Source organism: Massilia sp. Root418 (genome assembly GCF_001425265.1).
In the GTDB taxonomy this organism is placed as follows: Bacteria; Pseudomonadota; Gammaproteobacteria; order Burkholderiales; family Burkholderiaceae_D; genus Rugamonas.
In genome coordinates this window covers 966,778-992,854 of the sequence record NZ_LMEC01000001.1, presented here as the reverse complement: position 1 = coordinate 992,854, position 26,077 = coordinate 966,778, and the positions used below count along the sequence as shown (strand labels likewise).

At 66.6% G+C, this 26,077-nt stretch carries 22 protein-coding genes; 20 read left to right on the top strand and 2 right to left on the bottom strand.

The features are described from left to right. Position 1: 1 nt before the first annotated feature. From ASC94_RS04100 to ASC94_RS04040, 13 genes are all read left to right on the top strand, one after another. The gene (locus ASC94_RS04100; protein ID WP_056391067.1) at positions 2–955 is read left to right on the top strand and encodes an acetaldehyde dehydrogenase (acetylating); all 954 of its coding nucleotides are present in this window, start codon (positions 2–4) and stop codon (positions 953–955) included. Positions 956–965: 10 nt separating this feature from the next. Beyond that, positions 966–2,012 carry a 4-hydroxy-2-oxovalerate aldolase gene (gene dmpG / locus ASC94_RS04095; RefSeq protein WP_056391062.1) on the top strand — a complete coding sequence of 349 codons (1,047 nt, stop codon included), beginning with the start codon at positions 966–968 and terminating at the stop codon, positions 2,010–2,012. Positions 2,013–2,026: 14 nt separating this feature from the next. Further along, complete coding sequence (locus ASC94_RS04090) at positions 2,027–2,833, top strand: 2-keto-4-pentenoate hydratase (protein WP_056392126.1); 807 nt, start codon at positions 2,027–2,029, stop codon at positions 2,831–2,833. After that, positions 2,830–3,270 carry a RidA family protein gene (locus ASC94_RS04085; protein WP_056391059.1) on the top strand — a complete coding sequence of 147 codons (441 nt, stop codon included), beginning with the start codon at positions 2,830–2,832 and terminating at the stop codon, positions 3,268–3,270. The genes ASC94_RS04090 and ASC94_RS04085 overlap by 4 nt, the downstream gene beginning before the upstream one ends. An 11-nt stretch (positions 3,271–3,281) precedes the next feature. Beyond that, positions 3,282–3,812 carry a 3-hydroxyanthranilate 3,4-dioxygenase gene (locus tag ASC94_RS04080; RefSeq protein WP_056392124.1) on the top strand — a complete coding sequence of 177 codons (531 nt, stop codon included), beginning with the start codon at positions 3,282–3,284 and terminating at the stop codon, positions 3,810–3,812. Continuing rightward, positions 3,809–4,813: an amidohydrolase family protein gene (locus tag ASC94_RS04075; RefSeq protein ID WP_056391057.1), complete on the top strand. Its 1,005-nt coding sequence runs from the start codon at positions 3,809–3,811 to the stop codon at positions 4,811–4,813. Before ASC94_RS04080 ends, ASC94_RS04075 begins: the two co-directional genes overlap by 4 nt. Before the next feature lie 59 nt (positions 4,814–4,872). Further along, positions 4,873–6,252: an amino acid permease gene (locus tag ASC94_RS04070; RefSeq protein ID WP_056391054.1), complete on the top strand. Its 1,380-nt coding sequence runs from the start codon at positions 4,873–4,875 to the stop codon at positions 6,250–6,252. Between the two features lie 210 nt (positions 6,253–6,462). After that, entirely contained in the window at positions 6,463–7,695 is a 1,233-nt protein-coding gene (gene kynU, locus ASC94_RS04065; protein ID WP_056391051.1) for a kynureninase, read from the top strand. 47 nt (positions 7,696–7,742) lie between these two features. Continuing rightward, positions 7,743–8,783, top strand: a complete 1,041-nt coding sequence (locus tag ASC94_RS04060) for a porin (RefSeq protein ID WP_056391048.1) — start codon at positions 7,743–7,745, stop codon at positions 8,781–8,783. Between the two features lie 32 nt (positions 8,784–8,815). Further along, complete coding sequence (locus ASC94_RS04055; protein ID WP_157201266.1) at positions 8,816–10,522, top strand: LVIVD repeat-containing protein; 1,707 nt, start codon at positions 8,816–8,818, stop codon at positions 10,520–10,522. Between the two features lie 74 nt (positions 10,523–10,596). Next, a complete protein-coding gene (locus ASC94_RS04050) occupies positions 10,597–12,426 on the top strand; it encodes a methyl-accepting chemotaxis protein (RefSeq protein ID WP_056391041.1) in 1,830 nt (609 codons plus the stop codon). Between the two features lie 78 nt (positions 12,427–12,504). After that, entirely contained in the window at positions 12,505–13,950 is a 1,446-nt protein-coding gene (locus tag ASC94_RS04045) for a PEP-CTERM sorting domain-containing protein (protein WP_056391038.1), read from the top strand. Between the two features lie 192 nt (positions 13,951–14,142). Then, the gene (locus ASC94_RS04040) at positions 14,143–15,615 is read left to right on the top strand and encodes a PEP-CTERM sorting domain-containing protein (RefSeq protein ID WP_200955538.1); all 1,473 of its coding nucleotides are present in this window, start codon (positions 14,143–14,145) and stop codon (positions 15,613–15,615) included. Here ASC94_RS04040 and ASC94_RS04035 read toward each other — a convergent pair. Together ASC94_RS04035 and ASC94_RS04030 are read right to left on the bottom strand one after the other, a co-directional pair. Then, positions 15,605–16,678: an ABC transporter substrate-binding protein gene (locus ASC94_RS04035; protein ID WP_229417156.1), complete on the bottom strand. Its 1,074-nt coding sequence runs from the start codon at positions 16,676–16,678 to the stop codon at positions 15,605–15,607. The two genes, ASC94_RS04040 and ASC94_RS04035, sit on opposite strands and share 11 nt — an antisense overlap. Positions 16,679–16,814: 136 nt before the next feature. Beyond that, the gene (locus ASC94_RS04030) at positions 16,815–17,705 is read right to left on the bottom strand and encodes a LysR family transcriptional regulator (RefSeq protein WP_056391026.1); all 891 of its coding nucleotides are present in this window, start codon (positions 17,703–17,705) and stop codon (positions 16,815–16,817) included. A gap of 95 nt (positions 17,706–17,800) precedes the next feature. Between ASC94_RS04030 and ASC94_RS04025 the strand changes: the two genes are divergently transcribed. Genes ASC94_RS04025 through ASC94_RS03995 form a run of 7 tightly spaced genes read left to right on the top strand, consistent with a single transcriptional unit; the run spans position 17,801 to position 26,064 of the window. Beyond that, complete coding sequence (locus ASC94_RS04025) at positions 17,801–18,283, top strand: (2Fe-2S)-binding protein (RefSeq protein ID WP_056391023.1); 483 nt, start codon at positions 17,801–17,803, stop codon at positions 18,281–18,283. Beyond that, positions 18,280–20,508 carry a xanthine dehydrogenase family protein molybdopterin-binding subunit gene (locus ASC94_RS04020; RefSeq protein ID WP_056391020.1) on the top strand — a complete coding sequence of 743 codons (2,229 nt, stop codon included), beginning with the start codon at positions 18,280–18,282 and terminating at the stop codon, positions 20,506–20,508. Before ASC94_RS04025 ends, ASC94_RS04020 begins: the two co-directional genes overlap by 4 nt. Before the next feature lie 11 nt (positions 20,509–20,519). Continuing rightward, complete coding sequence (locus ASC94_RS04015; protein ID WP_056391017.1) at positions 20,520–21,095, top strand: UbiX family flavin prenyltransferase; 576 nt, start codon at positions 20,520–20,522, stop codon at positions 21,093–21,095. Positions 21,096–21,110: 15 nt separating this feature from the next. After that, on the top strand, positions 21,111–22,259 hold the full coding sequence (locus tag ASC94_RS04010) for a GTP-binding protein (protein WP_056391014.1): 1,149 nt from the start codon (positions 21,111–21,113) through the stop codon (positions 22,257–22,259). Position 22,260: 1 nt separating this feature from the next. Beyond that, on the top strand, positions 22,261–24,066 hold the full coding sequence (locus tag ASC94_RS04005) for an ABC transporter ATP-binding protein (protein ID WP_229417155.1): 1,806 nt from the start codon (positions 22,261–22,263) through the stop codon (positions 24,064–24,066). Next, positions 24,059–25,147: an ABC transporter permease gene (locus ASC94_RS04000; protein WP_056392123.1), complete on the top strand. Its 1,089-nt coding sequence runs from the start codon at positions 24,059–24,061 to the stop codon at positions 25,145–25,147. The genes ASC94_RS04005 and ASC94_RS04000 overlap by 8 nt, the downstream gene beginning before the upstream one ends. Continuing rightward, positions 25,132–26,064: an ABC transporter permease gene (locus tag ASC94_RS03995; RefSeq protein ID WP_056391011.1), complete on the top strand. Its 933-nt coding sequence runs from the start codon at positions 25,132–25,134 to the stop codon at positions 26,062–26,064. The genes ASC94_RS04000 and ASC94_RS03995 overlap by 16 nt, the downstream gene beginning before the upstream one ends. Positions 26,065–26,077: the final 13 nt, after the last annotated feature.

Sequence of the window (26,077 nt, the reverse complement as noted above, 5' to 3'; positions counted from 1 at the left end):
AATGGAACACACAACACAAGACGACCAGCGCTGGCCGGTCGCCATCATCGGTTCGGGCAACATCGGCACCGATCTGATGATCAAGGTAATGCGCAACGCCAAGCACTTGAAAATGGGCGCCATGGCCGGCATCGACCCCGAATCGGACGGCCTGGCCCGCGCGGCGCGCCTGGGCGTGCCCATCACCCACGAGGGCGTGGCGGGCCTGGCCGCGCTGCCCGGCTTCGACAAGATCAAGCTGGCCTTCGACGCCACGTCGGCCGGCGCCCACGCGGAGCACAACCGCCTGCTGCAATGGCACGGCGTGCGCGTGATCGACCTGACGCCCGCCGCCATCGGCCCCTACGTGGTGCCGGTGGTGAACCTGGAAGAGCACCTGCACAGTCCCAACCTGAACATGGTCACCTGCGGCGGCCAGGCCACCATCCCCATCGTGCGCGCCGTGTCGCAGGTGGCGAAGGTGCACTATGCCGAGATCGTGGCGTCCATTGCCAGCAAATCGGCCGGTCCGGGCACGCGCGCCAATATCGACGAGTTCACGGAAACTACTTCCCGCGCCATCGTCTCGGTGGGCGGCGCGGAACAGGGCAAGGCCATCATCGTGCTCAATCCGGCCGAGCCGCCGCTGATGATGCGCGACACCGTATTCTGCCTGGCCGACGCCGCCGCCAGCGAGGACGGCGTGCGGGCCTCGGTGGAGGCCATGGTGCGGCGCGTGAATGCCTACGTGCCCGGCTACCGCCTGAAGCAGCAGGTGCAGTTCGAGCGCATTCCGGCCGGGCGCCCGCTGAATATCCCCGGCATCGGCATGATGCATGGCTTGAAGGTGTCGGTATTTATCGAAGTGGAAGGCGCGGCGCACTACCTGCCGGCCTACGCGGGCAACCTGGACATCATGACGTCGGCGGCGCTGGCCACGGCCGAGCAGATTGCCGCCAGCGCGCTGGCGCAGTAAAGGAGCAGACATGAGCAATAACAACCGCAAAGACGGCAAGATCTACGTCTCCGACGTGACCCTGCGCGACGGCATGCACGCCATCCGCCACCAGTATTCGCTGGAGCAGGCGGTCGCCATCGCCAGGGCGCTGGACGCGGCCAGGGTGGACAGCATAGAAATCGCCCACGGCGACGGCCTGCGCGGCTCCAGCTTCAACTACGGCTTCGGCGCCCACACCGACCTGGAATGGATAGAAGCGGTGGCCGATGTGCTGCAGCACGCCCGCATCGCCACGCTGCTGCTGCCCGGCATCGGCACCGTGCACGACCTGGACGCTGCCTACAGCGCCGGCGCGCGCATCGTGCGCATTGCCACCCACTGCACCGAGGCCGACATCTCGCGCCAGCACATCGAGCATGCGCGCAAGCTGGGCATGGATACCGTGGGCTTCCTGATGATGTCCCACATGACCACGCCGCAGGCGCTGGCGCGCCAGGCCAAGCTGATGGAATCTTACGGCGCGCAGTGCGTGTACGTGGTCGATTCCGGCGGCGCGCTGTCGATGACCGACGTGGCAGAGCGCTTCTGGGCCTTCAAGGACACGCTGCGCCCCGAAACCCAGACCGGCATGCACGCCCACCACAACCTGTCGCTGGGCGTGGCCAACTCCATCGTGGCACTGGAAAACGGCTGCGACCGGATCGACGCCTCGCTGGCCGGCATGGGCGCGGGCGCCGGCAACGCGCCGCTGGAAGTGTTCATCGCCGCCGTGGACCGCATGGGCTGGCAGCATGGCACCGACTTGTTCGCGCTGATGAACGCGGCCGACGACCTGGTGCGTCCGCTGCAGGACCGCCCGGTGCGGGTGGACCGCGAAACCCTGGCGCTGGGCTATGCCGGCGTGTATTCGAGTTTCCTGCGCCACGCCGAGGCGGCTGCCGCGCGCTACGGCGTACCGGCCATCGACATCCTGGTGGAGCTGGGCAAGCGGCGCATGGTGGGCGGGCAGGAGGACATGATCGTGGATGTCGCGCTGGACCTGCTGCGCCGCGGCGGCCAAGAGGTGGCGGCATGAGCGGCGCGGCCGACATGCTGCGCGGCGCGGACTGGCAGGGCGTGCGCGCCGGCCTGGTCGCCGGGCTGGCTGCCACGCTGGACGATGCCGCCCGCCTGCGCCGGGAGACCGATCCGCTGGCGCCGGTGCACGGCTTCACGCTGGCCCAGGCTTACGAGATCCAGCGCGCCTCCATCGCGCTGCGCCACGGGCGTGGCGAACGGCCGGTGGGCGTGAAGCTGGGCTTTACCAGCCGCGCGAAGATGGTGCAGATGGGGGTCGACAGCCTGATCTGGGGCCTGCTGACGGACGCCATGCTGTACGAGGAGGGTGCCACGCTGCCACTGGAGCACTTCATCCATCCGCGCGTGGAGCCGGAGCTATGTTTCCTCACCAGCCGCGCCATCGACCGGCCGCTGACCCTGCTGGAGGCCGCAGGCTATCTGGCCGGCGTGGCGCCTGCCATGGAAATCATCGATTCGCGCTTCCGCAATTTCAAGTTCAACCTGGAAGACGTGGTCGCGGACAACTGCTCGTCGGCCGGCGTGGTGGTGGGCGAGTTCTCGCCGGACGTGGGCAACCTGGCCAACCGGGGCGTCACCGTGCGCTTTAACGGCCGTCCGGTGGCCATGGGAAGCACCGGCGCCATCCTGGGCAACCCGCTGCGCAGCGTGGTGCAGGCCAGCCGCCTGGCCTGCGCCGCTGGCTTGACGCTGCCCGCCGGTTCGCTGATCATGGCAGGCGCAGCCACGGCGGCCGAGGCGCTGGCGCCCGCGCTGCACGTGAGCGTGGAGATTGGCGGCCTGGGCCGCGCGGAATTCTCGACCGGAGGCGCAGCATGAGCCATGGCACGAAACACGGCGCCGCCACCCAGGCACACCTGGTCGAGGGCAAGGCGCGCCCGCGCGGCAAGTTCCCGCACCTGAAGCGCGCAGGCGATTTCCTGTTCGTGTCCGGCACCAGTTCGCGCCGGCCCGACAATAGCCTGGCCGGCGTGGAAGTGGACGCCATGGGCACCACCCGGCTCGACATCCGCGTGCAGACCCGCGCGGTGATCGAGAACATGCGCGACATCCTGGCCAGCGCCGGGGCAGGGCTGGAGGACGTCGTCGAAATCAGCACCTTCCTGGTCAACATGAACGATTTCGGCGGCTATAACGATATCTACGGCGAGTACTTCGACTACGACGGCCCCACCCGCACCACGGTGGCGGTGCACCAGCTGCCGCACCCGCATCTGCTGATCGAAATCAAAGCCATCGCCTACAAGCCTGCATAATGGACGCAACCATGTACAAATACGGCAAACCATTCAATTTCCAGAAGTGGATCGCGGAGCACGCGCACCTGCTCAAGCCCCCCGTCGGCAACCAGCAAGTGTGGCAGGACGCGGACTTCATCGTCACCGTGGTCGGCGGCCCCAACCAGCGCACCGACTACCATGACGATCCGCTGGAGGAGTTCTTCTACCAGTTCAAGGGCAACGCCTACCTGAATATCATGAACGGCGGCCGGGTCGAGCGCATCGACCTGAAGGAAGGCGACATCTTCCTGCTGCCGCCGCACGTGCGTCATTCGCCGCAGCGGCCGGAGGCGGGCAGCCTGTGCCTGGTCATCGAACGCCAGCGGCCCCAGGGCATGCTGGACGCCTTCGAGTGGTACTGCCTGTCCTGCAGCCACCTGGTGCATCGCGTGGAGACGCAGCTGCAGAGCATCGTCAAGGACCTGCCGCCGCTGTTCGAGCGCTTCTACGGCGACGCCAGCCTGCGGGTTTGCCCGCAATGCGGCGAAGTCCACCCCGGCAAGCTGGGGGCCAAATGACGCAAGCGGACCAGGTAATCGACATCCACAGCCACTTCTTCCCGCCCATCACGCAAGCCGAAGCGGCTGCGCTGGACAAGCACAAGGCCCCCTGGCTGCGCGTGGAGGACAACGGCCACGGCATGATCATGACCGGCGACCAGCCCTTCCGGCCGGTGTATTCTGCGCTGTGGGATCCGGCGCGCCGGGTCGAGGAAATGGACCGCTCCGGCGTGGACGTCCAGCTGATGTGCGCCACGCCCGTGATGTTCGGCTACAGCTACCCGATCGGCCTGGCGCTGCCGTGGGCCGAGCGCATGAACGACTACGCGCTGGAACTGTGTGCGCACAATCCGCAGCGGCTCAAGGCGCTGGCGCAGGTGCCGCTGCAGGACATCGACGCAGCCTGCCGCGAAGTGAGCCGCGCCAAGGCCAACGGCCATGTGGGCGTCCAGATCGGCAACCACCTGGGCAACCTGGACCTGGACGACGAGGGCTTGCTGCGCTTCCTCGCCCACTGTGCGCACGACGGCATTCCGCTGCTGGTGCACCCGTGGGACATGATGGGCGGCGACGCGCGCATGAAGAAATGGATGCTGCCCTGGCTGGTGGCCATGCCGGCCGAGACCCAGCTGGGCATCCTGTCGCTGATCATGTCCGGCGCCTTCGAGCGCTTGCCCGAGTCGCTGAAGATCTGCTTCGCCCACGGCGGCGGCAGCTTCGCCTTCCTGCTGGGCCGCGTGGAAAACGCCTGGCACCAGCGCGACATTGTGCGCGAAAACTGCCCGCAGCCGCCGTCGTCCTACGTCAAGCGCTTCCACGTGGACTCGGCCGTGTTCGACCAGCGCGCCCTCGGCCTGCTGGTGGACGTGATGGGCGAGGAGCGCGTGATGCTTGGCTCGGACTACCCTTATCCCTTGGGCGAACAGGAGGTCGGCAAGCTGATACGCGATGCCGATTTCAGCGCGCAGCGCACGTCCAGGCTCCTGGGCGGCAACGCCGGCGAGTTCTTCGGCATCTGACCCTACACCCCACAAGAGCCGCGCGCATCCTTGCGCCAAGCGGCCAACTGGAGACACACATGACCCACCCTGACAGCGGCTTCGCCGCGATCGCCGCGCGCGAGGACGGTTTGCAGCGCGGCCTGACCAGCGGCCAGATGTCGATGATCGCCATCGGCGGCGCCATCGGCACCGGCCTGTTCCTCGGCAGCGGTTTCGCCATCGGCTTTGCCGGTCCCAGTGTGCTGGTCAGCTACGCCATCGGCGCGCTGATCGCCATCCTGCTGATCGGCTGCCTGGCCGAGATGACCGTGGCCCACCCCACCGCCGGCTCCTTCGGCGCCTACGCCGAGCACTATGTCAGCCCCTGGGCCGGCTTCGCGGTGCGCTACGCCTACTGGGCATCCATCGTGCTGGCGGTGGGCACGGAGGTCACGGCGGTGGCGCTGTACATGCAGTATTGGTTCCCCGGCACGCCGGCGTGGATGTGGATCGCGCTGTTCTCGGCCGCGCTGGTGTTCGTCAACGCCATGAGCGTGGACGTGTTCGGCAACGTCGAATACCTGTTCTCGACCATCAAGATCGCCGCCATCGTCGCCTTCATCGTCATCGGCTCCTGGCTGGTGTATGCGGCGCCGGCGGCGGGGCCGATCGGCTTCAAGAACTACCTGCAGCACCAGGGCTTCTTCCCCAACGGCGGCGCCGGCATGTGGACCGGGGTGATCGTCTCCATCTTCAGCTACCTCGGCATCGAGATGGTGGCGGTGGCGGCCGGCGAGGCGAAGGACCCGCAGCGCGCCATCACCGGGGCGTTCAAGGCGGCCATGCTGCGGCTGGTGGTGTTCTATATGCTCACGCTGGGCCTGATGCTGGCCATCGTGCCGTGGACGGCGGCGGGCAACGGCCATAGTCCCTTCGTGATGGCGATGGAAGCGCTGCACGTGCCCGGCGCGGCGGGACTGATCAACTTCGTGATCCTGGTGGCGGCGCTGTCGGCCATGAACAGCCAGCTGTACATCACCACCCGCACCATGTTCAGCCTGTCGCGCGCGGGGCAGGCGCCGGAGCGCTTCGGGCGCCTGAGCAAGCGCGGCGTGCCGGTGGCCGCGCTGTCGCTGTCGTGCGCCGGCATTGCCATCGCGGCCGCGCTCAGCGTGCTGTATCCGAAGGGCTCCTTCATGCTGATGATGGCCATCTCCATGTTCGGCGCCATGTTCACCTGGCTGATGATCTTCGTCACCCACTACTGCTTCCGGCGCCGCTGGGGCAGGGAAGGGCAGCCCAGGCTGGCCTTCCGCATGTGGGCCTTCCCGTGGCTCACCTTGCTGGGTGCGGCACTGATGCTGGCCATTATGGCCACCACCGCCTTCACCCGCGAGTTTGAAATGACCTTGCTCACCGGCGTGCCCTTCATGCTGGCGCTGAGCGCCCTGTATTTCTGGCGCTACCGCAAGCGCTGATGTCCGGCGGGTTACGGCGTGCCGCCTAACCCGCCCTACAACACTGCATGACTGGCGATCCGTAGGGCGGGTTAGCGCTGCGCGCGTAACCCGCCAGGCTCCGCCACGCCCAATTCTGGAATAAAGAACTGGAATATCTGGAGCCGAACAATTCATTTTCGCTTATTGCAACACCTCTGCATACTAGATTCATCGATAGGAGCAACTGGAATGAAATTGACCAAGCAAGACTGCATCGACCTCGATGCCCGCGACCAGCTGGCCGTGTACCGCAGCAAGTTCACCCTGCCGGAAGGCGAGGTTTACCTGGACGGCAATTCCCTGGGCGCCATGCCCGCCAGCCTGCCGGCCCGCATGCAGGAAGCCGTGGCCAGGGAATGGGGCCAGGGCCTGATCCGCTCCTGGAACGACGCCGGCTGGATTGACCTGCCGCAGCGCGTGGCGGCCAAGGTGGCGCCGCTGATCGGCGCCGGCGCCGACGAAGTGATGGTGGGCGACTCCACCTCCGTGAACCTGTTCAAGGCGCTGGCCGCCGCGCTGCGCATCAACAGCGGCCGCAAGGTGATCCTGACCGAAAAGGGCAACTTCCCCACCGACCTGTATATCGCCCAGGGCGTGGCGGAGCTGTTCGGCAGCGAGATCCGCTACGTGGACTCGGACGCGTCGGCTGTCGCCGACGCGCTGGACGACAGCGTGGCCGTGCTGATGCTGACCCACGTGAACTACCGCAGCGGCGCCGTCTACGACATGGCCGCGCTGACCCGCAAGGCGCAGGCCGTGGGCGCGCTGGTGATCTGGGACCTGGCGCACAGCGCCGGCGCGCTGCACGTGGAGCTGGACGAGGTCAACGCCGACTTCGCGGTCGGCTGCGGCTACAAATACCTGAACGGCGGCCCCGGCGCGCCAGCCTTCGTGTACGCCGCGCGGCGCCATCTGGAGCAGGTGCGTCAGCCGCTGTCGGGCTGGCACGGCCACCAGAAGCCGTTCGATTTCGTGCAGCAGTACCAGCCCGCGCCCGGCATCAACCGCATGCAGTGCGGCACGCCGCCGCTGTTGTCCATGCTGGCGCTGGATGCGGCGCTGGATGTCTTCAACGGCATCGACATGCAGCAGCTGCGCAACAAGAGCAAGGCGCTGGGCGACCTGTTCATCCGCCTGGTGGACGAGCAGCTGTCCGGCTTCGGCATCGGCTCGCCGCGCGACTGCAACCAGCGCGGCAGCCAGGTGGCGCTCACCCATCCGCAAGGCTATGCCATCGTGCAGGCGCTGATCGCGCGCGGCATCACCGGCGACTTCCGCATGCCGGACATCCTGCGCTTCGGCTTCGCGCCGCTGTATGTGCGCTATATCGACGTTCATCACACGGTGGACACCCTGAAACAGATCATGGCCAGTGGAGAGTGGAACCAGGAGAAATTCTTGACCAGAAAAGCAGTGACTTGAGTTTTTTAGCTTGCCCTTGATACAAAATATAAAACGAGGAGACAAAGATGCAACTGAAGGCAACGGGAGTGGCAGTACTGGCGGCGCTGGCCGCCATGGCGGCCGGCGCGCAGCGGGCCGAGGCCAGCAACGTGACGATATCGGGCGTCATCGACATCAACCTGGAGCGGCTGTCCACGCCGAAGGAAAGCGTGACGCGCGTTTCCAGCGGCGGCTTGAGCAACTCGCGCCTGGAGTTCAGCGCGACGGAAGACCTGGGGGATGGCAACCAGGCCTTCTTCCTGCACCAGATGCAGCTGGCGGCCGACACCGGCGGCGGCCCGACCCCGCGCGAAACCTACGTGGGCATGCGCGGCGGCTGGGGCCAGTTTGCGCTGGGCCGCCAGAACACGCCGTCCTACTGGATCGTCGGCTACGCGGACCCCAGCTGGTCGGGCGACTACAGCCGGGTAAGCAACAACCAGTACTTCTACGCTCCGTGGCGCGAAAGCAATGCCATCTCCTACAACACGCCGGTACTCGGCGGTTTCAAGGGCCGCTTCATGGTCACCACCGGGCAGGAAACGGCGGACCACAACGGCCGTGTCATCAGCACCGGCGTGGAGTACCGCAGCGGTCCGCTGTACCTGGGCTTCGTGTCCGACCACAAGGACATCAAGAACATCGCCAGCCCGAAGATGGAAAGCTCGCGCGACAACTACCTTTCCGCCACTTACCGCTTCGGCAGCGTGGAGCCGACCTTCATTTACCACACCTACAACGGCTACTACGCCTATCCGCCGTACGTGGGCTTCCAGACCAGGGGCTGGGACATGCAAGTGGGCGCGCGCTGGAAGATCGGCGGCCCGCACGGCGCCTACATCAGCGTGGTGCGCCGCCACGACGACGTTGGCAGGGACCTGACCGACGCCAACAGCTTCCTGGCCGGCTACAACTACCGCTTCTCCAAGCGCACCGACGTTTATATCAACCATGGCCGCGTCATCACCAGGGGCAATCCGAAAGTGCCGTACCCGCTCACCTTCAACTACAACGGCAGCGCCAACCCCGAACGCGGTACGCAAGTGGGCCTGCGCCACGCGTTCTGACCTCCGACTAACCTGAATAGAAAGCCCACGCTATGAAGACGAAGTTATTGCCCCGCCTGACCTTCACCCTGTGCGCCGCCGCCGTTGCCGGCAGCGTACTGGCCCAGCAGCCGCGCAGCGGCGCCAACCTGAACGCGCCGGACGCACCCGGCCCGAACACCAAGGAGGTCAAGCTGCTGCCCGGCGAACCGCCGCTGCCGGCGCCCGGGTCATGGGGCTACGATGAAAAGACCGGCAAATTCAAGAGCCCGGACATGACGCCGGACGTGTACGGCGCGCACCCGGTGGCCGGCAGCCTGAGCTACCTGGACCAGAACCAGTACGCCAGGAACGTGAAGCTGGAAGGCTTCATTCCCGAGGTGGCCGGCGCGGGCCACAGCTGGCAGGCCACACTGGACTGGGAAGGCCGCCGCTACCTGTACGACTACGAAACCTGGATGTACAACCTGTTCGACATCACCGATCCGAAGAACGTGAAAGTGGTGCAGAAGAAGACCTTCAAGACCAAGGAAGGCGAGCACCAGTTCGGCCCCTTCAACGTGAAGTTCAACAAGAAACTGAACAAGATGATCGCGGTGCAGTGCTATGAGATTTCGCGCTACGGCCTGATCTGGAACAAGTACACCAATCCCGAGCAGGTGGAGAACGCGCGCAAGAAGCCGATGCTGCGCGGCTTCCGCATCTATGAGGTGACCAGCCCGCAGTGGACCGACTGGAAGCTGCTGTCCGAGACCGCGCTGGACGAAAGCCACTCGGCCAGGGACCCGGTGCAGGAAGGCTCCGGCTGCCAGGACGTGCCGGTGTATAACGGCGACCAGTACCTGTTCGTGGCCGGCGCGCCGGACAACAGCTTCGCCAACACCGAGTACAAGACTTATCTGCACGCCGGTGCGCAGCTGGTGTACGACGTGTCCGACCCCGCCAATCCGAAACGCCTTTCGATGTGGTGGGCGCCGGGTTCCCGCGTGGGCGAGGAAGAGGAATACAAGAAGAATCCGCGCGCCGGCAACAAGACTTCGTGGATGGGCGCGCGCATGCCGCTGTTCATTCCCAAGCCGGTGGAGCAGGGCGGCAAGTACGGTTACGCGGCAATGGGCGGCTTCGGTTTCTACGTGATCGACATTTCCGATCCGAAGAACATGAAGCAGGTGGCGCACATCGACATGCCGGTGAGCGTGACCGGCACCGAGGGCGACAACATCGACGTCACCAAGGTGGAATCGACCGGCATGGTCTACTACAGCGGCTACCCGATGTCCGAGGACTGCTACGAACCGCTGAAGGCGATCTACTCGATCGACGTGCGCGATCCGCTGCGGCCGAAGATCGTCAACGTGCTGCCGACGCCGACCCCGCCGAAGGAAGCGCCGTTCACCGACTACTGCCAGCGGCGCGGCAGCTTCGGTCCGAAGCGCAGCGGCTACGCGGCGATCCAGCCGGGCACGCCGAGCCCGCGCTACATGCCGTACTCGTACTACAACGCCGGCCTGCAGATCTTTGACGTGAAAGACCCGCTGAAACCGGTCATTGCGGGCTATTTCGTGCCGAAGATGGTCGATGCCGGGAAGAAGACCACCGACGGCCAGACGCTCTCCATCCGCGCGCTGCCCAACCCGGTGCACAGCATCTTCGTGGAGTGGGACCGCAACCTGGTGTGGGTGTTCTCGAACCACGGCATCTATACGGTGTCCACTGAACTGCTGGGCAAGCCGGTATTCGGCATGCCGCCCAAGAAGTAATCCACCCTGCGCGCTGCCCCTGCCTCCGTTGCCGACAGCAGCAGGGGCGGCGCTCAACTTTCCCCCCATTCCCCATGTTCGCTACCCTGCGCGGCCGGCTGATCGGCCTGTGCGTGTCCATCGTCGTGCTGGCCATGCTGGCCGTGGTGGCCGCCAACTATCTCACTACCCGCAGCCGCATGGCTGCGTCGCTGGACAATCAGCTGCGCCAGCTGGCTGCAAGCCAGGCGGCCGGCATCGGCGAATGGGTCGGCTCGCGCCGCGCCATCGTGGCATCCCTGCGCCCCGCTGCCGCGAGCGCGGACCCTGTGCCGGTGCTGAAGGCCGCCGCGCTGGCCGGCGGTTTTGACAACGCCTACATAGGCTACGCGGACAAGCGTCTGGCTTCGTCGCGCGATGAAGCCGCGCCGCCCGGCTACGATCCCACCGCGCGGCCCTGGTACCAGCTGCCTGTGGCGGCGGGCGCGCCCATCGTCACCGCGCCCTACGTGGACGCGGGACGCGGCCAGCTGGTGGTCACTTTCGCCGAAGCGGCGCTGTTGCGTGGCGGCGGCGATGCGCGCGGCCGGGCCTTGCAAGCCGTACTGGCGGCGGACGTGGCGCTGACGGCAGTGGTGCGCCAGGTGCGCGCGCTCCATCCCACACCCAACAGCTATGCCTTCCTGGCCGACAGTGACGGCCGCCTGATCGCCCATCCGGACGCCAGCCTGGCCATGCGCCCGCTGGCGGAACTGGGCGCCGGCCTGGAACCCGGCATGCTGGGGCGCGCCGGCGGCGTGACCGCCCGCCTTGGCGGACGCGATACGCTGCTGTACGCCGCCGCCATTCCCGGCACCGGCTGGACCCTGGTGCTGGTGCTGGACCGCGCGGACGCCGCGCAGGATCTCAACGCGCTGCTGCGCAGCTCCGCCGCCGCCTCGCTGCTCGCTGCCGCCGCCGCGTCCGTGCTGCTGCCGCTGCTCATCAGCCGTATGCTGCGCCGCCTGCAGCAAGTGCGCGACGCGCTGGCCGGCATTGCCGACGGCGAAGGCGACGTGACGCGCCGGCTGGATGAAAGCGGCAGCGACGAGCTGGCTGCGATCGCGCGCGCCTTTAACCGTTTCGCCGGCAAGATCGGCAGCGTGCTGCTGCAAATTCGCGGCGCCAGCGAGGAGGTGCGGCGGGCCGCCGCCGAAATCGCCAGCGGCAACAACGACCTGTCCTCGCGCACCGAAGTGCAGGCGGCCTCGCTGCAGCAAACCGCCGGCGCCATGCAGACGCTTGCCGGCGCCGTGCGGCAAAACACGGAAAACGCGCGCCAGGCCGACCAGCTGGCGCGCCGCGCCTCCGAGGTGGCGGCGCGGGGCGGCGAGGCGGTAGCCCAGGTGGTCGATACCATGGGCTCGATCAACGCGTCCTCGCGCAGGATCGTGGACATTATCGCCGTCATTGACGGCATCGCCTTCCAGACCAATATCCTGGCGCTGAACGCAGCCGTGGAAGCGGCGCGGGCCGGCGAGGACGGGCGGGGCTTCGCGGTGGTGGCGGCCGAAGTGCGCAATTTGGCCCAGCGCTCCGCAGCCGCCGCGCAGGAGATCAAGACCCTGATCGGCGACTCGGTCGGCAAGGTCGGCAGCGGCGCCAGGCTGGTGGACCAGGCGGGCGCCACGATGCAGGACATCGTCGCCAGCATCCAGCGTGTGGCCGGCATCATGAGCGAAATTACACAGGCCAGCCTGGAGCAGAGCACGGGCCTGGAGCAGATCCATGCCGCCATTGCGCAGATCGATGGCCTGACGCAGCAGAACGTGGCGCTGGTGGAGGAAGCCGCCGCCGCCGCCGATGCGTTGAGCGACCGCGCCCAAGGCCTGGCCCGCGCGGTCAGCGTGTTCAAGCTCGATGGCCAGCGCGCCACGCACGGTTGAGCTGGCTGCCAGCGCATTGAATTCCGCTTTATGATTTAATTAATTTTATTTTAATAAATTAATCATAAGGATAGTAATATGAAAGCGAAGAAGCTGGCTGGATTAATGCTGATATTAGGATTTTCCTGGTTGTCAGTTGTAAATGTTCATGCTGCTACGGCAAAATCCGAATTAAACAAATTCAAAGTCGAAATCATCGATTTGAATTTGTCGGACGGCATCGTTCCCTCTATTACGTTCAGTCAATCGCAAGGGGATTTCGCCCAGGCTGGCTATGCTGTGGCAGGCAGGGGAGCCGATGCGACCGAGTTAATCTCCGGATTCGGCTCCGTTGGACGGGAATATGGTGGCGGCAGCGTCAGCAGCACCGTATCCGCCGCCGGTTTGGCCACCCAAGCGTATGCGCCGGGCGCCAATTTACGTTTCGAGGCAATCAGCAGCTGGCGCGGCGATTTCATACTGTCGCCGAACACCGCAGTCATTTTTACGGCGTGGGCAGAGGTAGGCTCGGCATTGGACGGCGGCCATATTGCGCAAGGACAGGCCAGCATGGAGGGCCGGTTTACCGAGGGGCAAGGCTTCGGCGATGGGCTTTCGACCAATTTTGCGCTGCCAAGCGATTACGCCGAAGGCGTTTTGTTCGGGGAGTTGCGTAGCGGCGCCACCGAGGCGGCGGGCTCGGTGTCCCTCTGGTCGGCAGCGTACGCGTCGGTCGAGGCCATGCCGCCGGTGCCTGAGCCTGGCACCGGCGCGATGCTGGCGGGAGGGCTGGCGCTTTTGGCTGCAGTTGCGCTGCGGCAGCGCCGCGCAAGGCGGGCGGGCGGGGTAGCGCTGCTGGCCACCATGACCTTGGTAGGCGGAAACGCAACGGCGGCAGGAAGCGGGATGGTGGATTTGTCAGCATGGCGCTATGCGCTGATTGACTTGGCGCCGCAGGATGGCATTTCACCCAGCGTCGTGATTTCCGAACTGAGCAATGGGCTCACTTATCGCAGCAACCTCCTGTATCAAACCGGCTCCGAGCAGACCTGGGGTTCGCAGCCATTGAGCTGGACGGGACCGGGCGGCAGTGCCTCGGCGGTCAGTTCCGCCTCCGGCATGGCGGTGGCGGTGCAGACCACGGGCCCGCTCGCCATTGCAAGCGGCGAGCGCAACTATGAATTCAGTTTGTCGCCGAATACAGCGCTCCAGCTGTATCTGGACGGCCGCGCCAGCGCGGATTGGGACGACGCAACCACGGTGCGGGTCTCCGCCTCCATGCGGGCCTGGCTGGATTCCACGCATGCCGACGGTTTCACGGTCAATAGCATGACGCTGACCGTGCCTGGCAGCCGGGACTTTGTGTTGTTCGGCTCGCTCGCCTCGAAGGGCGAGCAGGCAAGCGGCAGCATCTCGCTGGATGCAGTCGTTTTCGCCTTTCCCAATCCTTTGCCGGCAGTGCCTGAGCCTGGAAGCTATGCGATGCTGCTGGCAGGGCTGGGCATAGTGGGGGCGAGCTACCGGCGCAAGCGGCATCCTGGCTAGCCGCAATCCAATCGAGACGCTGTCCGAGCCAGCTGAGCGGTCCCTAATTTAAGATCGTGATTTAATTGACGTCCACGTTTTGCGGGTCAATTTGTTGCGTTCATAAATGATTTATCAGGGGACATCATGATTAATCTGAAATGCATTAAGACACTATTCGTTGGCGCCTCACTGGCCGTTACCAGCCTTTCCATGACTCAAGCCAGGGCCGACAGCGCCAGGGCCGAGATCAGCGGTTTTACGATAGAGTTGATCGACCTGGACCTGGCCGACGGCGTTAGCCCGGGCTTCGCTATCGTGTCCCAGTCCCAGCACGCCTATTACAGCCTGGTACGGGACGGCATAATCGACTCCGATGAAATATACGGCCATGGCAGCGTGGGCCGTAACGACGCCGGCGCAGTCCTTTCCAGCTCCGTCAGCGGCGACGCCCTGGCCAGCACGGTCAATGCCACCGTGGGCGGCACCTCGTTCCTTGCGAGCAGTGACTGGTCCGCCCGGTTTCACCTTTCGCCTGCCACCGCCGTCATCTTCCGCGCAATGACGCGGGTCGATGCGGTGCTGGGGCTAGGGGGAGAGGCGCTGTCCCAGGCGGGCATGAGCGGCGATCTTGAAGACTTGGGCGTTCCCGGCAGCAGCGGCGGTTTCTACAGCTGGCTGGTGGGCAATGCCGGTGCGCCGCCAGCCGCCAACGACGGCATCCTGTACGGCGAACTGCGCTCCGGCAGCGAAGGGGCCAACGGTTATCTGTCCCTCTACACCAGCGCGCGGGTCGTCACGTCGCCGGTGCCCGAACCCGGCAGCTGGGCCATGCTGCTGGCTGGACTGGGCGTTGCCGCCGGGCTGGCGCTGCGCTCGCGCGGGCGCGGCATCGGCCGGCGGCCGAGACCCCGCCCGGCACGCGGCCTTGCCTCAGGCCTTGGGCGCGGCCTTGCCCCCAGCCTCCGGCGCGGCCTTGCACCCGGCCTTGCAGCCATGCTCGCCCTCGCGGCCGGCGGCGCTGCGGCGCAGAGCAGCGCGTCGGTCAGCATGGGAACCTGGCGCTACACGCTGACCGACCTGGCGCCGCTGGACGGCATCGCGCCCCGCATCACGCTGGCGCCGCAGTCCTCTTCGCCCGCATACCGCAGCATTGCATGGCATGGCCGCCCGATGGAGGAGGGCCAGGACTGGCAGGGAGAAACCAGCGATACCGGCGCGCCGCTCTACTGGGAGCGTGACGGCAACACGGCTTCCTCGTGGAGCCTGCCGTCCGGCATCGAGACCGCCGTGCACAGCGTAGGTACGCCGGTGCTGGCCTACGGCATGCGGGAGTTCAGCTTCACCCTGACGCCGTTCACGCAGGTGTCGTTCTTCCAGGATGGCCACCAGGCCAGTTCCGGGACGGTCGGCGTGCCGGGTGCGCGCGCCCGCCTGGCGGTCACCCTGAACAACTACCCCGCCGGCGCCGCGGGCTGGGACGAGTCCGAACTGGTGGGGGACGGCGAGCGCGATTTCACCTTGTTCGCCGCCGCCGCATCGCAAGGGGAGAGCGCCGCCGGCACCGTCAATCTCCAGGCCACCAGCTACGTGCTGGTGGCGGTTCCCGAGCCGGCGCAATACGCCATGTGGCTGGCCGGCATGGGGCTGTTGTTTGCCTACCGCAGGCGCTGGCCTAGGGCGTAGGCGTCCATTCGAGCTGCCAGAAGCCGTTGCCGGCCTGCGTCTTGCCGGCTGCGACGGTTGCCGGCAGCGTGACGTTCAGCGCCGCCAGCCTGGCAGGATCGGCCAGCACGGTGGGCTTGTCCTGGCGCAGGACCGGCAGTACGTCCGGCTTGACGTGGTGCTTCAATATCTTGGCGGCCTGTATCCCGGCCATGGCGCCCACCTTGCCGAACTCCGCCCCGATGTACAGCGCCGCGCCGGGCACGCGCACCATGGCCAGCGTCACCACCGGCACCTGGTTTTCCACGCTGAAGTCGCCCAGGTCGTTGGCGGCCTCGTAGCGGTGCAGGCCGTAGTAGGTGTCCAGCGGCACGGCGAACAGCTGTACGCCTTGTCCCTGCTGGTGTAGTGCCTTCAGCGAGGGCACGATGCTGTCGGTCTTCGCTACCTGGCGCGCGGTCACCGCCATGCCCAGCGACGGGGCGCTGCCGGCCGCCGCAGCCACGTTGGCCACGCCGTTTTCATCGTCGGTATGGACCATGCCGATGCGGCGCGCATCCGGAAACACGCGCCGCACCATGGCCAGCGCGTCGCCCATATTGGTGTACAGCGTGGAGCCCGTCACGCCGGGGCCGCAGTCGGCCAGCGAGGCGCAGCCCGCATCGAGCGGATTGGCCACGGCGGTGAACACCAGCGGCACCTTCGCATCCTCCAGGATGCCGCGCGCATACTTGGTGGCCGGCGTGCCGATGGCCAGCACCAGGTCCGGCTTGGCGGCGGCGATGCGCTGCGCTTCCTGGCGTATCCGCATCACCACCCCCAGCTTGCTCCAGAAGCCGCCGCGCTCGACGTCGAAGTCCACCTTCACGCGGTTCACGCGCAGGTTGCGGCCGGTCTCGATCTGCTGGGCGCGCAGCGCGCCGATAAAGCCGGCGTAGGCTTCCTGGTAGGGTTCGATGTCGGTTACCTGCAGCACTTCCACTTTGAATTCGGGCTGCTGCTCCATGGTCTCCTGCGGCAGCGGTTCAATGGCGTAAGCGGGCAGGCAGCACAGCAATGCGGCGGCGGGGGCGAGTCGTTTCATTTGCATCCTGGGGCTTGATTGTCGATGGCCCCAATTTAAGCAGGAATCCAGCGCTCTCCGGGGCCTATCGACAGACCGTGCGAGCCAATCTGCATGCCGCGTCGGGCCCGCGCAACGCTAGGGCCGGGGCCAGGGGCTAGGGCTGCGGCGTCTCGATCAGTTCGCGCATGATGTTGAGGAACACCTGCAGCACCGGCGAAGGATCGTCCTTGCGGTAGGTGGCATACAGCGTGGTGCCTGGCGCCGGCTGGGCCAGCGTGCGGTACACCACGCCCGCGTGCCCGAACTGTCCGGTCGATGCCGGCAGCAGGCCGATGCCCAGGCCGGCGCGCACAAGGCTGAGCAGCGTCTGCACTTCCACCACCTGCTGATACACATTGGGCGTGAAGCCCGCTTCGATGCAGCTCTGGTACAGATAGGCGGCGAAACGCGACTGGTCGAGCTTGAAGGAGATGAAGCGCTCCTCGGCCAGGTCCTTCAGCGCCACGCGGGTGCGCTTGGCCAGCCGGTGCTGCTGCGGCAGCACCACGGCGATCTCTTCGCTCGACAGCGGCTCGCTGGTCAGCTCCGGATCGTTCGGCCCCATGCGGTAGAAGCACAGGTCCAGCCTGCGCTCCTTGAGCGCGGCTTGCTGGGCGGCGGGCTGCAGCTCGTGCAGCGTCCACTTCACGTCCGGGTAGCGGTCCTGGAAGATGCGCAGCGCCTGCGGCAGCAGGCCCACCATCAAAGAGCTGATCATCCCGATCTCCAGCGTGCCCCAGTGGCCGCGTCCCGCCTGCCGCGTCAGATCCACCGCGCGCTCCATCTGCGCAAACACCAGCGCCGCCTGGCCCTTTAGTGCCACACCCGCCGCCGTCAGTTCCACGCGCCGTTGCGTGCGGGTGAACAGCGGCGTGCCCAGCTCCGTCTCGAGCAGTTTGATTTGCTGGCTGAGCGGCGGCTGCGACATGTGCAGCCGCGTGGCGGCGCGGCCGAAATGCAATTCCTCGGCCAGGACGGTGAAGTAGCGGAGCAGGCGCAGATCCATATTCCCTCGATATCAATCGGTACTCAAGAATATATTGTACAAATAATTCGCTGCTCACCATACTCATTTCAACAACAAGACTTTGGGAGACGGAGATGCAACTGAATGTCAACGACGAAGTGCACAACGTGCGGGTCACGCCGGACACGCCGCTGTTGTGGGTGCTGCGTGACCAGCTGGAGCTGACCGGCACAAAGTTCGGCTGCGGCGCGGCGCTGTGCGGCGCCTGCACCGTGCACCTGGACGGCGAGCCGGTGCGCTCGTGCAGCACGCCGGTGTCCGCCGCCGTGGGCCGCAAGGTCACCACGATTGAAGGGCTGTCGGAAAAGGGCGACCACCCGCTGCAGCAGGCCTGGCTGCAGGAGGACGTTCCACAATGCGGCTACTGCCAGTCCGGCCAGCTGATGTCGGCCGCTGCGCTGCTCAGGCGTAGTCCGAAGCCCAGCGACGACGAGATCACCAACGCCATGTCCGGCAACATCTGCCGCTGCGGCACCTATGAGCGCATCCGCCGCGCCATCCACGTGGCGGCCGCCATGCCGGCTGCCACCGCGCCCGCCGCGAGGGAGCAGCCATGAGCACTTCCCGCAACGCCAATCGCGCCGGCAGCGCAGGCAGCACCGTACCATCGCGCCGCGCCTTCCTTAAATCGGCCGCCGCGCTCAGCGCCGGGCTGGCTGTGGGTTTCGTGGTGCCTGGCGCGGGCGCCGCGCAGGCCGGCGCCGCCGGGCCGCTGTCGCCGAACGCCTTCGTACGCGTGTTCCCGGACGACACCATCAAGCTGGTGGTGCACAAGCATGATTCCGGCACAGGCACGCGCACGGCCCTCGGGCTGGTGCTGGCCGAAGAGCTGGAAGTGGACCTGGAGCAGGTGGAAATCATCACGCCCGAGCATCCCTTCTTCAAGGACTACATGCATCCGCAGTGGCATGTGTTCTCCACCGGCGGCAGCACCAGCGTCATGCTGGAATACGAAACGCTGCGCAAAGCCGGTGCCAGCGCACGCATGATGCTGGTGCAGGCAGCGGCGGACCGTTGGCAGGTGCCGCTGGCCGAATGCCGTGCGCTGGGCGGCAAGGTGCAGCACGCGCCCACGCGCCGCCAGCTCACCTACGGCGCGCTGGCCGGCGACGCGGCGCGGCTGCAGCCGCCCAAGGAACCGGTGCTGAAGGCGCCGCAAGACTTCCGCCTGATCGGAAAACTCAGCCGCAAGCTCGACGCGCGCGCCAAGGTGACCGGCAAGCAGGTGTACGGCATCGACGTGAAGCTGCCGGGCATGCTGGTGGCAGTCATCCTGCGCTCGCCGGTGATCGGCGGGCGCGTCAGGCGCATCGACGCGAAGAAGGCCTTGGCCGTGGCCGGCGTTCGGCAGGTGCTGAAGGTGCCGGCGTCGCCAGCCGCGCTGCTGGGCGGGAACCAGGAGGGCGTTGCCGTGCTGGCGGACAGCTACTGGGCCGCCAAGCAGGGACGCGACGCGCTGAAGGTGACGTGGAACGATGGCGAGTTTGTGCGCTTCAACAGCAAGGACATGCCTGCCAGGCAGCGCGCCCACCTGGCGCGGGCCGACGCGCAGCTGGTGCGCACCGTCACCAAGGGCGATGCGCCGCAGGCGCTGAAGCAGGGCGCCAAAGTACTGAGCGCCGAATACACCATGCCGTACAAGGTGCCCAATCCGCTGGAGCCCGAATGCGTGGTGGTGGAGATCACGGACGGCGCCATCACCTACTGGGGCGGCCTGCAAGTACCCAGCAATGCGCAGCTGGCTGCGAGGGAGGTGGCCGGCATCGGCGAAGACAAGGTGGTGCTCAAGGAGCTCACCGGCGGCGGCAGCTTCGGTGCGCGCGAATCACGCCACTGGCTGCTGGAGGCAACCTGGCTGGCCAAGGCAACCGGCAAGCCGGTCAAGCTGATGTACAGCCGCGAGGACGAAGTGCGCGCGCTGTTTTACCACGCCGCCAGCTACACCAGGGTGTCCGGCGCGCTGGACTCGGAGGGCAGGCTGACCGCCCTGCAGCTGCGCGCGGTGTCGCCCGCCTCGCCGGAGGAATGGGAGCCGGGCTACGACGAGCGCAAGGACAAGATGGACTACAGCACCACGGAGGCGATCAGCAAATGGGACTTCGCCTACCAGCCGGAGCATCTGGACCTGGGCTGGGTGCGGCATGAAACCGGCATGCCCACCGGCTGGTATCGCGCGGTGAGCTTCATCCCGAACGTGTTTGCCACCGAGAGCTTCATGGACGAACTGGCGCATGCGGCCGGCAAGGACAGGCTGGCCTTCCGCAAGGAGTACATGAAGGACCGGCCGCGCCACGTGGCGGTGCTGGAGCAGGCCGCCGCCAGGGCCGGCTGGGGCAAGCCGCTGGCGGCCAACCGTGCGCTCGGGCTGTCCACCAACCAGGCCTACAACAGCTACATCGCCATCGTGGCGGAGGTGGAGAAGGTGGACGGTACGGTGAAGGTGCGCCGCATCACCTGCGTGGCCGATTGCGGGCTGGCGGTCCATCCGGGCAGCGTCCAGGAACAGCTGTACGGCGGCATCATGTGGGGCCTGGGCCATGCACTGTACGACAAGCTCGATATCGTGAAGGGCCGCGTGCTGCAGTCGAACTTCCACGACTACCCGGTGATGCGCATGGCCGACATGCCTGAGGTGGACATCACCATCATCCAGGGCGACGTGAACAAGCCGAGCGGAGTGGGCGAGCTGTCCAACCCGGGCGTGGCGCCGGCCATCGCCAACGCGCTGTTTGCGCTCACCGGCAAGCGGCAGCGCAGCACGCCGCTGGATTTCTCGGCGTAGGGGAGGCGGCCATGAAAAAGCGCCTGGTCATCGCCATCACCGGCGCCAGCGGCGCCATTTACGGCGTGCGCATGCTGGAGGCTCTGGCGCGGCTGGACGAATGGGAGAGCCATCTGGTCCTGTCCGCATCCGGTGCGCTCACGGCCATGCACGAGCTGGACATGGGCAAGGCGCGCATCGAGGCGCTGGCGGACGTGGTGCACAGCGTAAAGGACATCGGCGCCAGCATCGCCAGCGGCTCCTTCCTGTGCGAGGGCATGGTGATCGCGCCGTGCTCAATGCGCACCCTGGCCGCCGTGGCCCACGGCCTGGCGGACAACTTGGTGACGCGGGCGGCGGACGTGATGCTGAAGGAGCGCCGCAGGCTGGTGCTGCTGGCGCGCGAAACGCCGCTCAACCTGGCGCACCTGCGCAACATGACGGCGGTGACGGAACTGGGCGGCATCATCTGTCCCCCGGTGCCCGCGTTCTACAACCGTCCGGTATCGATAGAAGACATTGTGGCCCATACCGTGGGCCGCACGCTGGATCTGTTTGGCGTACCGCACGAAGGGATGGTGCAGCGCTGGCAGGGTATCACTGCATAACAACTCGGAGACAATATGAATCACAATAATATGATGCATAGCACCGGCGCGGCAGGCTTGATCCCGGTGACGATACTGACGGGCTTTCTCGGCTCGGGCAAGACCACGCTGTTGAACTATATCCTGACGGAGAAGCACGGTATGCGCATCGCCGTCATCGAGAACGAGTTCGGTGAGGTGGATGTGGATTCGGATCTGGTGCTGGCCTCGGACGAGGAGATCTTCCAGATGACGAATGGCTGCATCTGCTGCGTGGTGGACGTGCGCAAGGACCTGGTGCGCATCCTGCAGGCGCTGCTGGCGCGGCCGGAACAGTTCGACCACATCATCGTGGAAACCAGCGGGCTGGCCGATCCTACCCCGGTGGCGGCGACCTTCTTCATGGACAACGACGTGGCGCACCGGCTGCGGCTGGACGGCGTGGTGACGCTGGTCGATGCGCTGCACATCGAGCGCCACCTGGACGACCCGGAACTGGAGGGCGTCGACAACCAGGCGGTGGACCAGATCGTGGCGGCCGACCGCATCATCATCAACAAGACCGACCTGGTGGGGGCGCACGCTTTGCCTGCGCTGGAACTGCGGATGCGCCGCATCAACCAGGGCGCGCAGGTATTGCGCTCCAGCCACGCGCAGGTGGACCTGAACCTGATACTCGGTATCGGCGGCTTCGATTCCGGCGCAGCGCTGATCGATCCGCACTTCCTCGACGAGCACCGTGGCCATGACGAGGACGGCCATGTATGCGGCGACCATTGCGGCCACGAAGACGCCGGCGAAGGCGTACCCGAAGGCGTGTGCGGGCTGCCCGAAAACGTCGGCGACGCACGCGGCCACGCGCATGACCCGTCGGTGGAATCGGTGTCTCTGACGTTCTCCGCCCCCTTTGACAAGGCCCAGCTGGATAGCTGGCTGGTGCAGCTGCTGGCTGCGCAAGGCGACGATTTGTTCCGCCTGAAGGGCATCCTCGCCATTGCGGGCGATGGGCGCCGCTATGTGCTCCAGGGCGTGCACCGCGTGCTCGACCTGCGCCCGGCCGACGCCTGGCCCTATGGCGAGCCGCACCTGAGCAAGCTGGTATTCATCGGCCGCAACCTGGACCGCGATACGCTGAAATCGGGGCTGGACTGGTGCCTGGCGCTGCCTCAGTTGCAGGAGGCCTGACATGAGCGCTATCAACAACACACCGCGCCTCGCGCTGCGCGGTATCAGCAAGGTCTATCCCTCCGTGGTGGCCAACGACGGTGTGGACCTGCGCGTCATGCCGGGCGAAATCCACGCGGTGCTGGGCGAGAACGGCGCAGGAAAATCCACGCTGATGAAGATCATTTACGGCGTGACCCAGCCCACCTCCGGCGAGATGCATTGGGAGGGCGAAGCGGTGCGCGTGGCCAGCCCGGCCCACGCGCGCAGCCTGGGCATCGGCATGGTGTTCCAGCACTTCTCGCTGTTCGAAACGCTGACGGTGGTGGAAAACGTGGCCCTTTCCTTGCCGGGCAAGCCGGACCTGGGCGACCTGGCGAGCCGCATCCGCGCCGTATCACAGCGCTACGGCCTGCCGGTCGATCCTTGCCGCCTGGCGCACGGCTTGTCGGTCGGCGAGCGGCAGCGGGTGGAGATCATCCGCTGCCTGCTGCAGAATCCCAAGCTGCTCATCATGGACGAGCCGACCTCGGTGCTCACGCCGCAGGCAGTGCGCACGCTGTTCACCACCTTGCGCCAGCTGGCGGCAGAGGGCTGCAGCATTCTGTACATCAGCCACAAGCTCGACGAAATCAAGGAGCTGTGCCACCGCGCCACGGTGCTCAGGGCCGGCAAGGTCAGCGGCGGCTGCGTGCCGGCGCAGGAGTCGCTGGCGTCCCTGGCGCGCCTGATGATAGGCAAGGAGCTGCCGAAATGTGCGCGCGGCTCTGCCACCGAGGACGGCGAGGTGCGCCTGAGTGTGCGCGCGCTGTCGCAGGATGCGCTCGATCCGTTCGGCGTGCAGCTGAAAGACATCGCGCTGGAGGTGAGGGCGGGTGAAATCGTCGGTATTGCGGGGGTGTCCGGCAATGGCCAGCAGGAGCTGCTGTATGCGCTGTCCGGCGAGGCGCCGCTGAAGGACGCGCAGGCAATCCGCATCTGCGGCATTGCGGCCGGGCGCCTGCCGCCTGGGCGGCGGCGCGCGCTCGGCCTGTGCTTCGTGCCTGAGGAGCGGCTGGGACGGGGCGCTGTGCCGCGCATGTCGCTGGCGCGAAACGGCCTGCTTACCGCGTATGGCAGCGGCCTGCTGAAGTACGGGCTGATACGGTTCGACGCCATGCGCAAGCTGGCGGAAAACTGCATCGAGAAGTACAACGTGAAATGCGGCGGTCCGGACGCGCAGGCGCGCTCGCTGTCGGGCGGGAATTTGCAGAAGTTCATCGTGGGACGGGAAATCATGCAGTGTCCCAAGCTGCTGATTGTCGCGCAGCCCACCTGGGGCGTTGACGTGGGCGCGGCAGCCTTCATCCGCCAGGCGCTGCTGGACTTGCGCAGCGCAGGGACGGCGGTGCTGGTGATTTCGGAGGAACTGGACGAACTCTTTGAAATCGCCGACCGCATTGCCGTTATCGCTGGCGGACGCCTGTCGCCGGCCACGCCGGTGCGGGATACCACCGTGCAGGAGGTGGGCATGCGCATGAGCGGCGTATGGGCCGAAGCCAGCGCCGACGCTGCCGCCGCTGCCGCCGTTGATGCGGATGCCGATGCGGATGTGGATGGCGCATCCCATGCGGCCCATGCGGGTGCCGTCCCGGGCGGTTCATTGCCCGGCGAATTGATGGCGCGCGGTGCTGTGGCTGGCGACGCGATGGCAGACGATGCGTTGCCTGGCGAGCTGTCGCCGTGGTCGCACAGGGTGCACGGAGCACACGGAGCACACGGAGCACATGCGACGCAAGGGGCAAACTCGGCGCGGCCGGCCGGGAAGGAGCGCATCCATGCTGCTTAAACTCGAAGCGCGGCCCACCGCGTCGGCCCGCATGCGCTACCTGTCGCCGCTGGCTGCGGTGGCGCTCACACTGCTGGCGAGCCTGTTGCTGTTCGCCGCCCTGGGCAAGGACCCGTTCACCGGCTTCAAGGTGTTCTTCCTGAACCCGTTGCGCGACACCTACGCGCTCACCGAACTGCTGCTCAAGGCGACCCCGCTGATGCTGATCGGGATCGGCCTGGCCGTGGGCTACCGCGCCAATGTATGGAACATCGGCGCCGAGGGCCAGTTCATCATGGGCGCAGTCGCCGCTACCGGCGTGGCCTTGCAGGCTGGCGAAGGCGGCCCCCGGACCTGGGTCCTGATGCTGGCCGCCGGCGCGATCGGCGGCGCCATGTGGGCTGCGGTGCCGGCGCTGTTGCGCACCCGCTGGCGCGCCAACGAAATCCTCGTCACGCTGATGATGGTCTACATCGCGCAGTTTGCCGCGTCCTGGCTGGTGCACGGCCCGTGGAAGAATCCGGAGGGCTTCAATTTTCCGCAAACCCGCATGTTCGCGGACGGCGCGCTGCTGCCCATCCTTGTCGAAGGCACGCGCCTGAACGCCGCCTTCCTCATGGCCCTGAGCGCGCTGGCGGTGGGCTACGTCTTCCTGGAGCGCAGCTTCTACGGCTACCAGATGCAGGTGGCCGGCGAGGCCGATGCGGCGGCGCGCTATGCGGGCTACTCGGCCAGCCGCGCCATCTGGATCGGCATGCTGGCCGGCGGGGGCATGGCCGGCCTGGCCGGTGTGGCGGAGGTGGCGGGCCCCATGGGCCAGCTCACCGAATCCATCTCGAGCGGCTACGGCTTCGCCGCCATCATCGTGGCCTTCGTGGGCCGGCTGCACCCGGTGGGCATTTGCTTTGCCAGCCTGTTGATGGCGCTGCTGTTCCTGGGCGGCGAACAGGCGCAGCAGTTCATCAACCTGCCTTCGTCCATCTCCAAGGTGTTCCAGGGGATGCTGTTGTTCTTCCTGCTCGGGGCGGACCTGTTCATCGGCTACCGCCTCCGTATCGACCGCAACGCCAGCCTGGGGAAACTGCTATGGAAAACAACCTGATCGCTTCCATGCTTGCCGCCACCATCATCTCCGGCACGCCGCTGATCCTGACCGCCATGGGCGAACTGGTAACGGAGAAGGCCGGCGTGCTCAATCTGGGCGCGGAAGGCATGATGTCCATCGGCGCGGTCACCGCCTTCGCGGTGGCGTTCTCCGGCGGCAGTCCGGCGCTGGCCGTGCTTGCCGGCATGGCCGCCGCCTGCCTGATGGCGCTGGCCTTCGGCTTCCTCACGCTGACGATGATGGCCAACCAGGTGGCGTCCGGCCTCGCGCTGGCGCTGTTCGGCGTCGGCCTGGCAGCCTTCATCGGCAAGCCCTTCGAGTCCACGCCGCTGCCGATGATCGCGCCGCTGCCCATCCCGCTGCTGTCCGGCATACCGCTGATCGGCCCGGCGCTGTTCAGCCATCAGCTCATGGTCTACCTGTCCTGGCTGGTTGTGGCGGCGGTGCTGTACTTCCTGTACCGCAGCCGCTGGGGGCTGGTGCTGCGGGCGGTGGGCGAGTCGCCGTCGTCGGCGCACGCGGTGGGTTATCGCGTGGTCGCGCTGCGCTATGCGGCGGTGGCCTTCGGCGGCGCCATGGCCGGCATGGGCGGTGCTTTCATGTCGGTGTTCTACACGCCGCTGTGGGCCGAGGGCATGGTGGCGGGACGCGGCTGGATCGCCCTGGCGCTGGTGGTGTTCGCCACTTGGCGGCCCATGCGCGTGGTGCTCGGCGCCTACCTGTTCGGCGGCGTGATGATCTCGCAGCTGTTCGTGCAGGGCTCCGGCATGCGGCTGGACCTGGCGCCCCAGCTCATGTCCTCGCTGCCTTACCTCGCCACCATCGCCGTACTGGTACTGATTTCACGCAACGCGCACACCATCAGGCTGCATTCGCCCGCTTCGCTGGGGCAGCCATTCCGGCCGGACGCCTGAACAATACTAAAGG

Coding starts and splice junctions, on each gene's coding strand:
- ASC94_RS04100 (WP_056391067.1), top strand. CDS start 2: ATGGAACACACAACACAAGACGACCAGCGCTGGCCGGTCGCCATCATC.
- dmpG (WP_056391062.1), top strand. CDS start 966: ATGAGCAATAACAACCGCAAAGACGGCAAGATCTACGTCTCCGACGTG.
- ASC94_RS04090 (WP_056392126.1), top strand. CDS start 2,027: ATGCTGCGCGGCGCGGACTGGCAGGGCGTGCGCGCCGGCCTGGTCGCC.
- ASC94_RS04085 (WP_056391059.1), top strand. CDS start 2,830: ATGAGCCATGGCACGAAACACGGCGCCGCCACCCAGGCACACCTGGTC.
- ASC94_RS04080 (WP_056392124.1), top strand. CDS start 3,282: ATGTACAAATACGGCAAACCATTCAATTTCCAGAAGTGGATCGCGGAG.
- ASC94_RS04075 (WP_056391057.1), top strand. CDS start 3,809: ATGACGCAAGCGGACCAGGTAATCGACATCCACAGCCACTTCTTCCCG.
- ASC94_RS04070 (WP_056391054.1), top strand. CDS start 4,873: ATGACCCACCCTGACAGCGGCTTCGCCGCGATCGCCGCGCGCGAGGAC.
- kynU (WP_056391051.1), top strand. CDS start 6,463: ATGAAATTGACCAAGCAAGACTGCATCGACCTCGATGCCCGCGACCAG.
- ASC94_RS04060 (WP_056391048.1), top strand. CDS start 7,743: ATGCAACTGAAGGCAACGGGAGTGGCAGTACTGGCGGCGCTGGCCGCC.
- ASC94_RS04055 (WP_157201266.1), top strand. CDS start 8,816: ATGAAGACGAAGTTATTGCCCCGCCTGACCTTCACCCTGTGCGCCGCC.
- ASC94_RS04050 (WP_056391041.1), top strand. CDS start 10,597: ATGTTCGCTACCCTGCGCGGCCGGCTGATCGGCCTGTGCGTGTCCATC.
- ASC94_RS04045 (WP_056391038.1), top strand. CDS start 12,505: ATGAAAGCGAAGAAGCTGGCTGGATTAATGCTGATATTAGGATTTTCC.
- ASC94_RS04040 (WP_200955538.1), top strand. CDS start 14,143: ATGACTCAAGCCAGGGCCGACAGCGCCAGGGCCGAGATCAGCGGTTTT.
- ASC94_RS04035 (WP_229417156.1), bottom strand. CDS start 16,678: ATGAAACGACTCGCCCCCGCCGCCGCATTGCTGTGCTGCCTGCCCGCT.
- ASC94_RS04030 (WP_056391026.1), bottom strand. CDS start 17,705: ATGGATCTGCGCCTGCTCCGCTACTTCACCGTCCTGGCCGAGGAATTG.
- ASC94_RS04025 (WP_056391023.1), top strand. CDS start 17,801: ATGCAACTGAATGTCAACGACGAAGTGCACAACGTGCGGGTCACGCCG.
- ASC94_RS04020 (WP_056391020.1), top strand. CDS start 18,280: ATGAGCACTTCCCGCAACGCCAATCGCGCCGGCAGCGCAGGCAGCACC.
- ASC94_RS04015 (WP_056391017.1), top strand. CDS start 20,520: ATGAAAAAGCGCCTGGTCATCGCCATCACCGGCGCCAGCGGCGCCATT.
- ASC94_RS04010 (WP_056391014.1), top strand. CDS start 21,111: ATGAATCACAATAATATGATGCATAGCACCGGCGCGGCAGGCTTGATC.
- ASC94_RS04005 (WP_229417155.1), top strand. CDS start 22,261: ATGAGCGCTATCAACAACACACCGCGCCTCGCGCTGCGCGGTATCAGC.
- ASC94_RS03995 (WP_056391011.1), top strand. CDS start 25,132: ATGGAAAACAACCTGATCGCTTCCATGCTTGCCGCCACCATCATCTCC.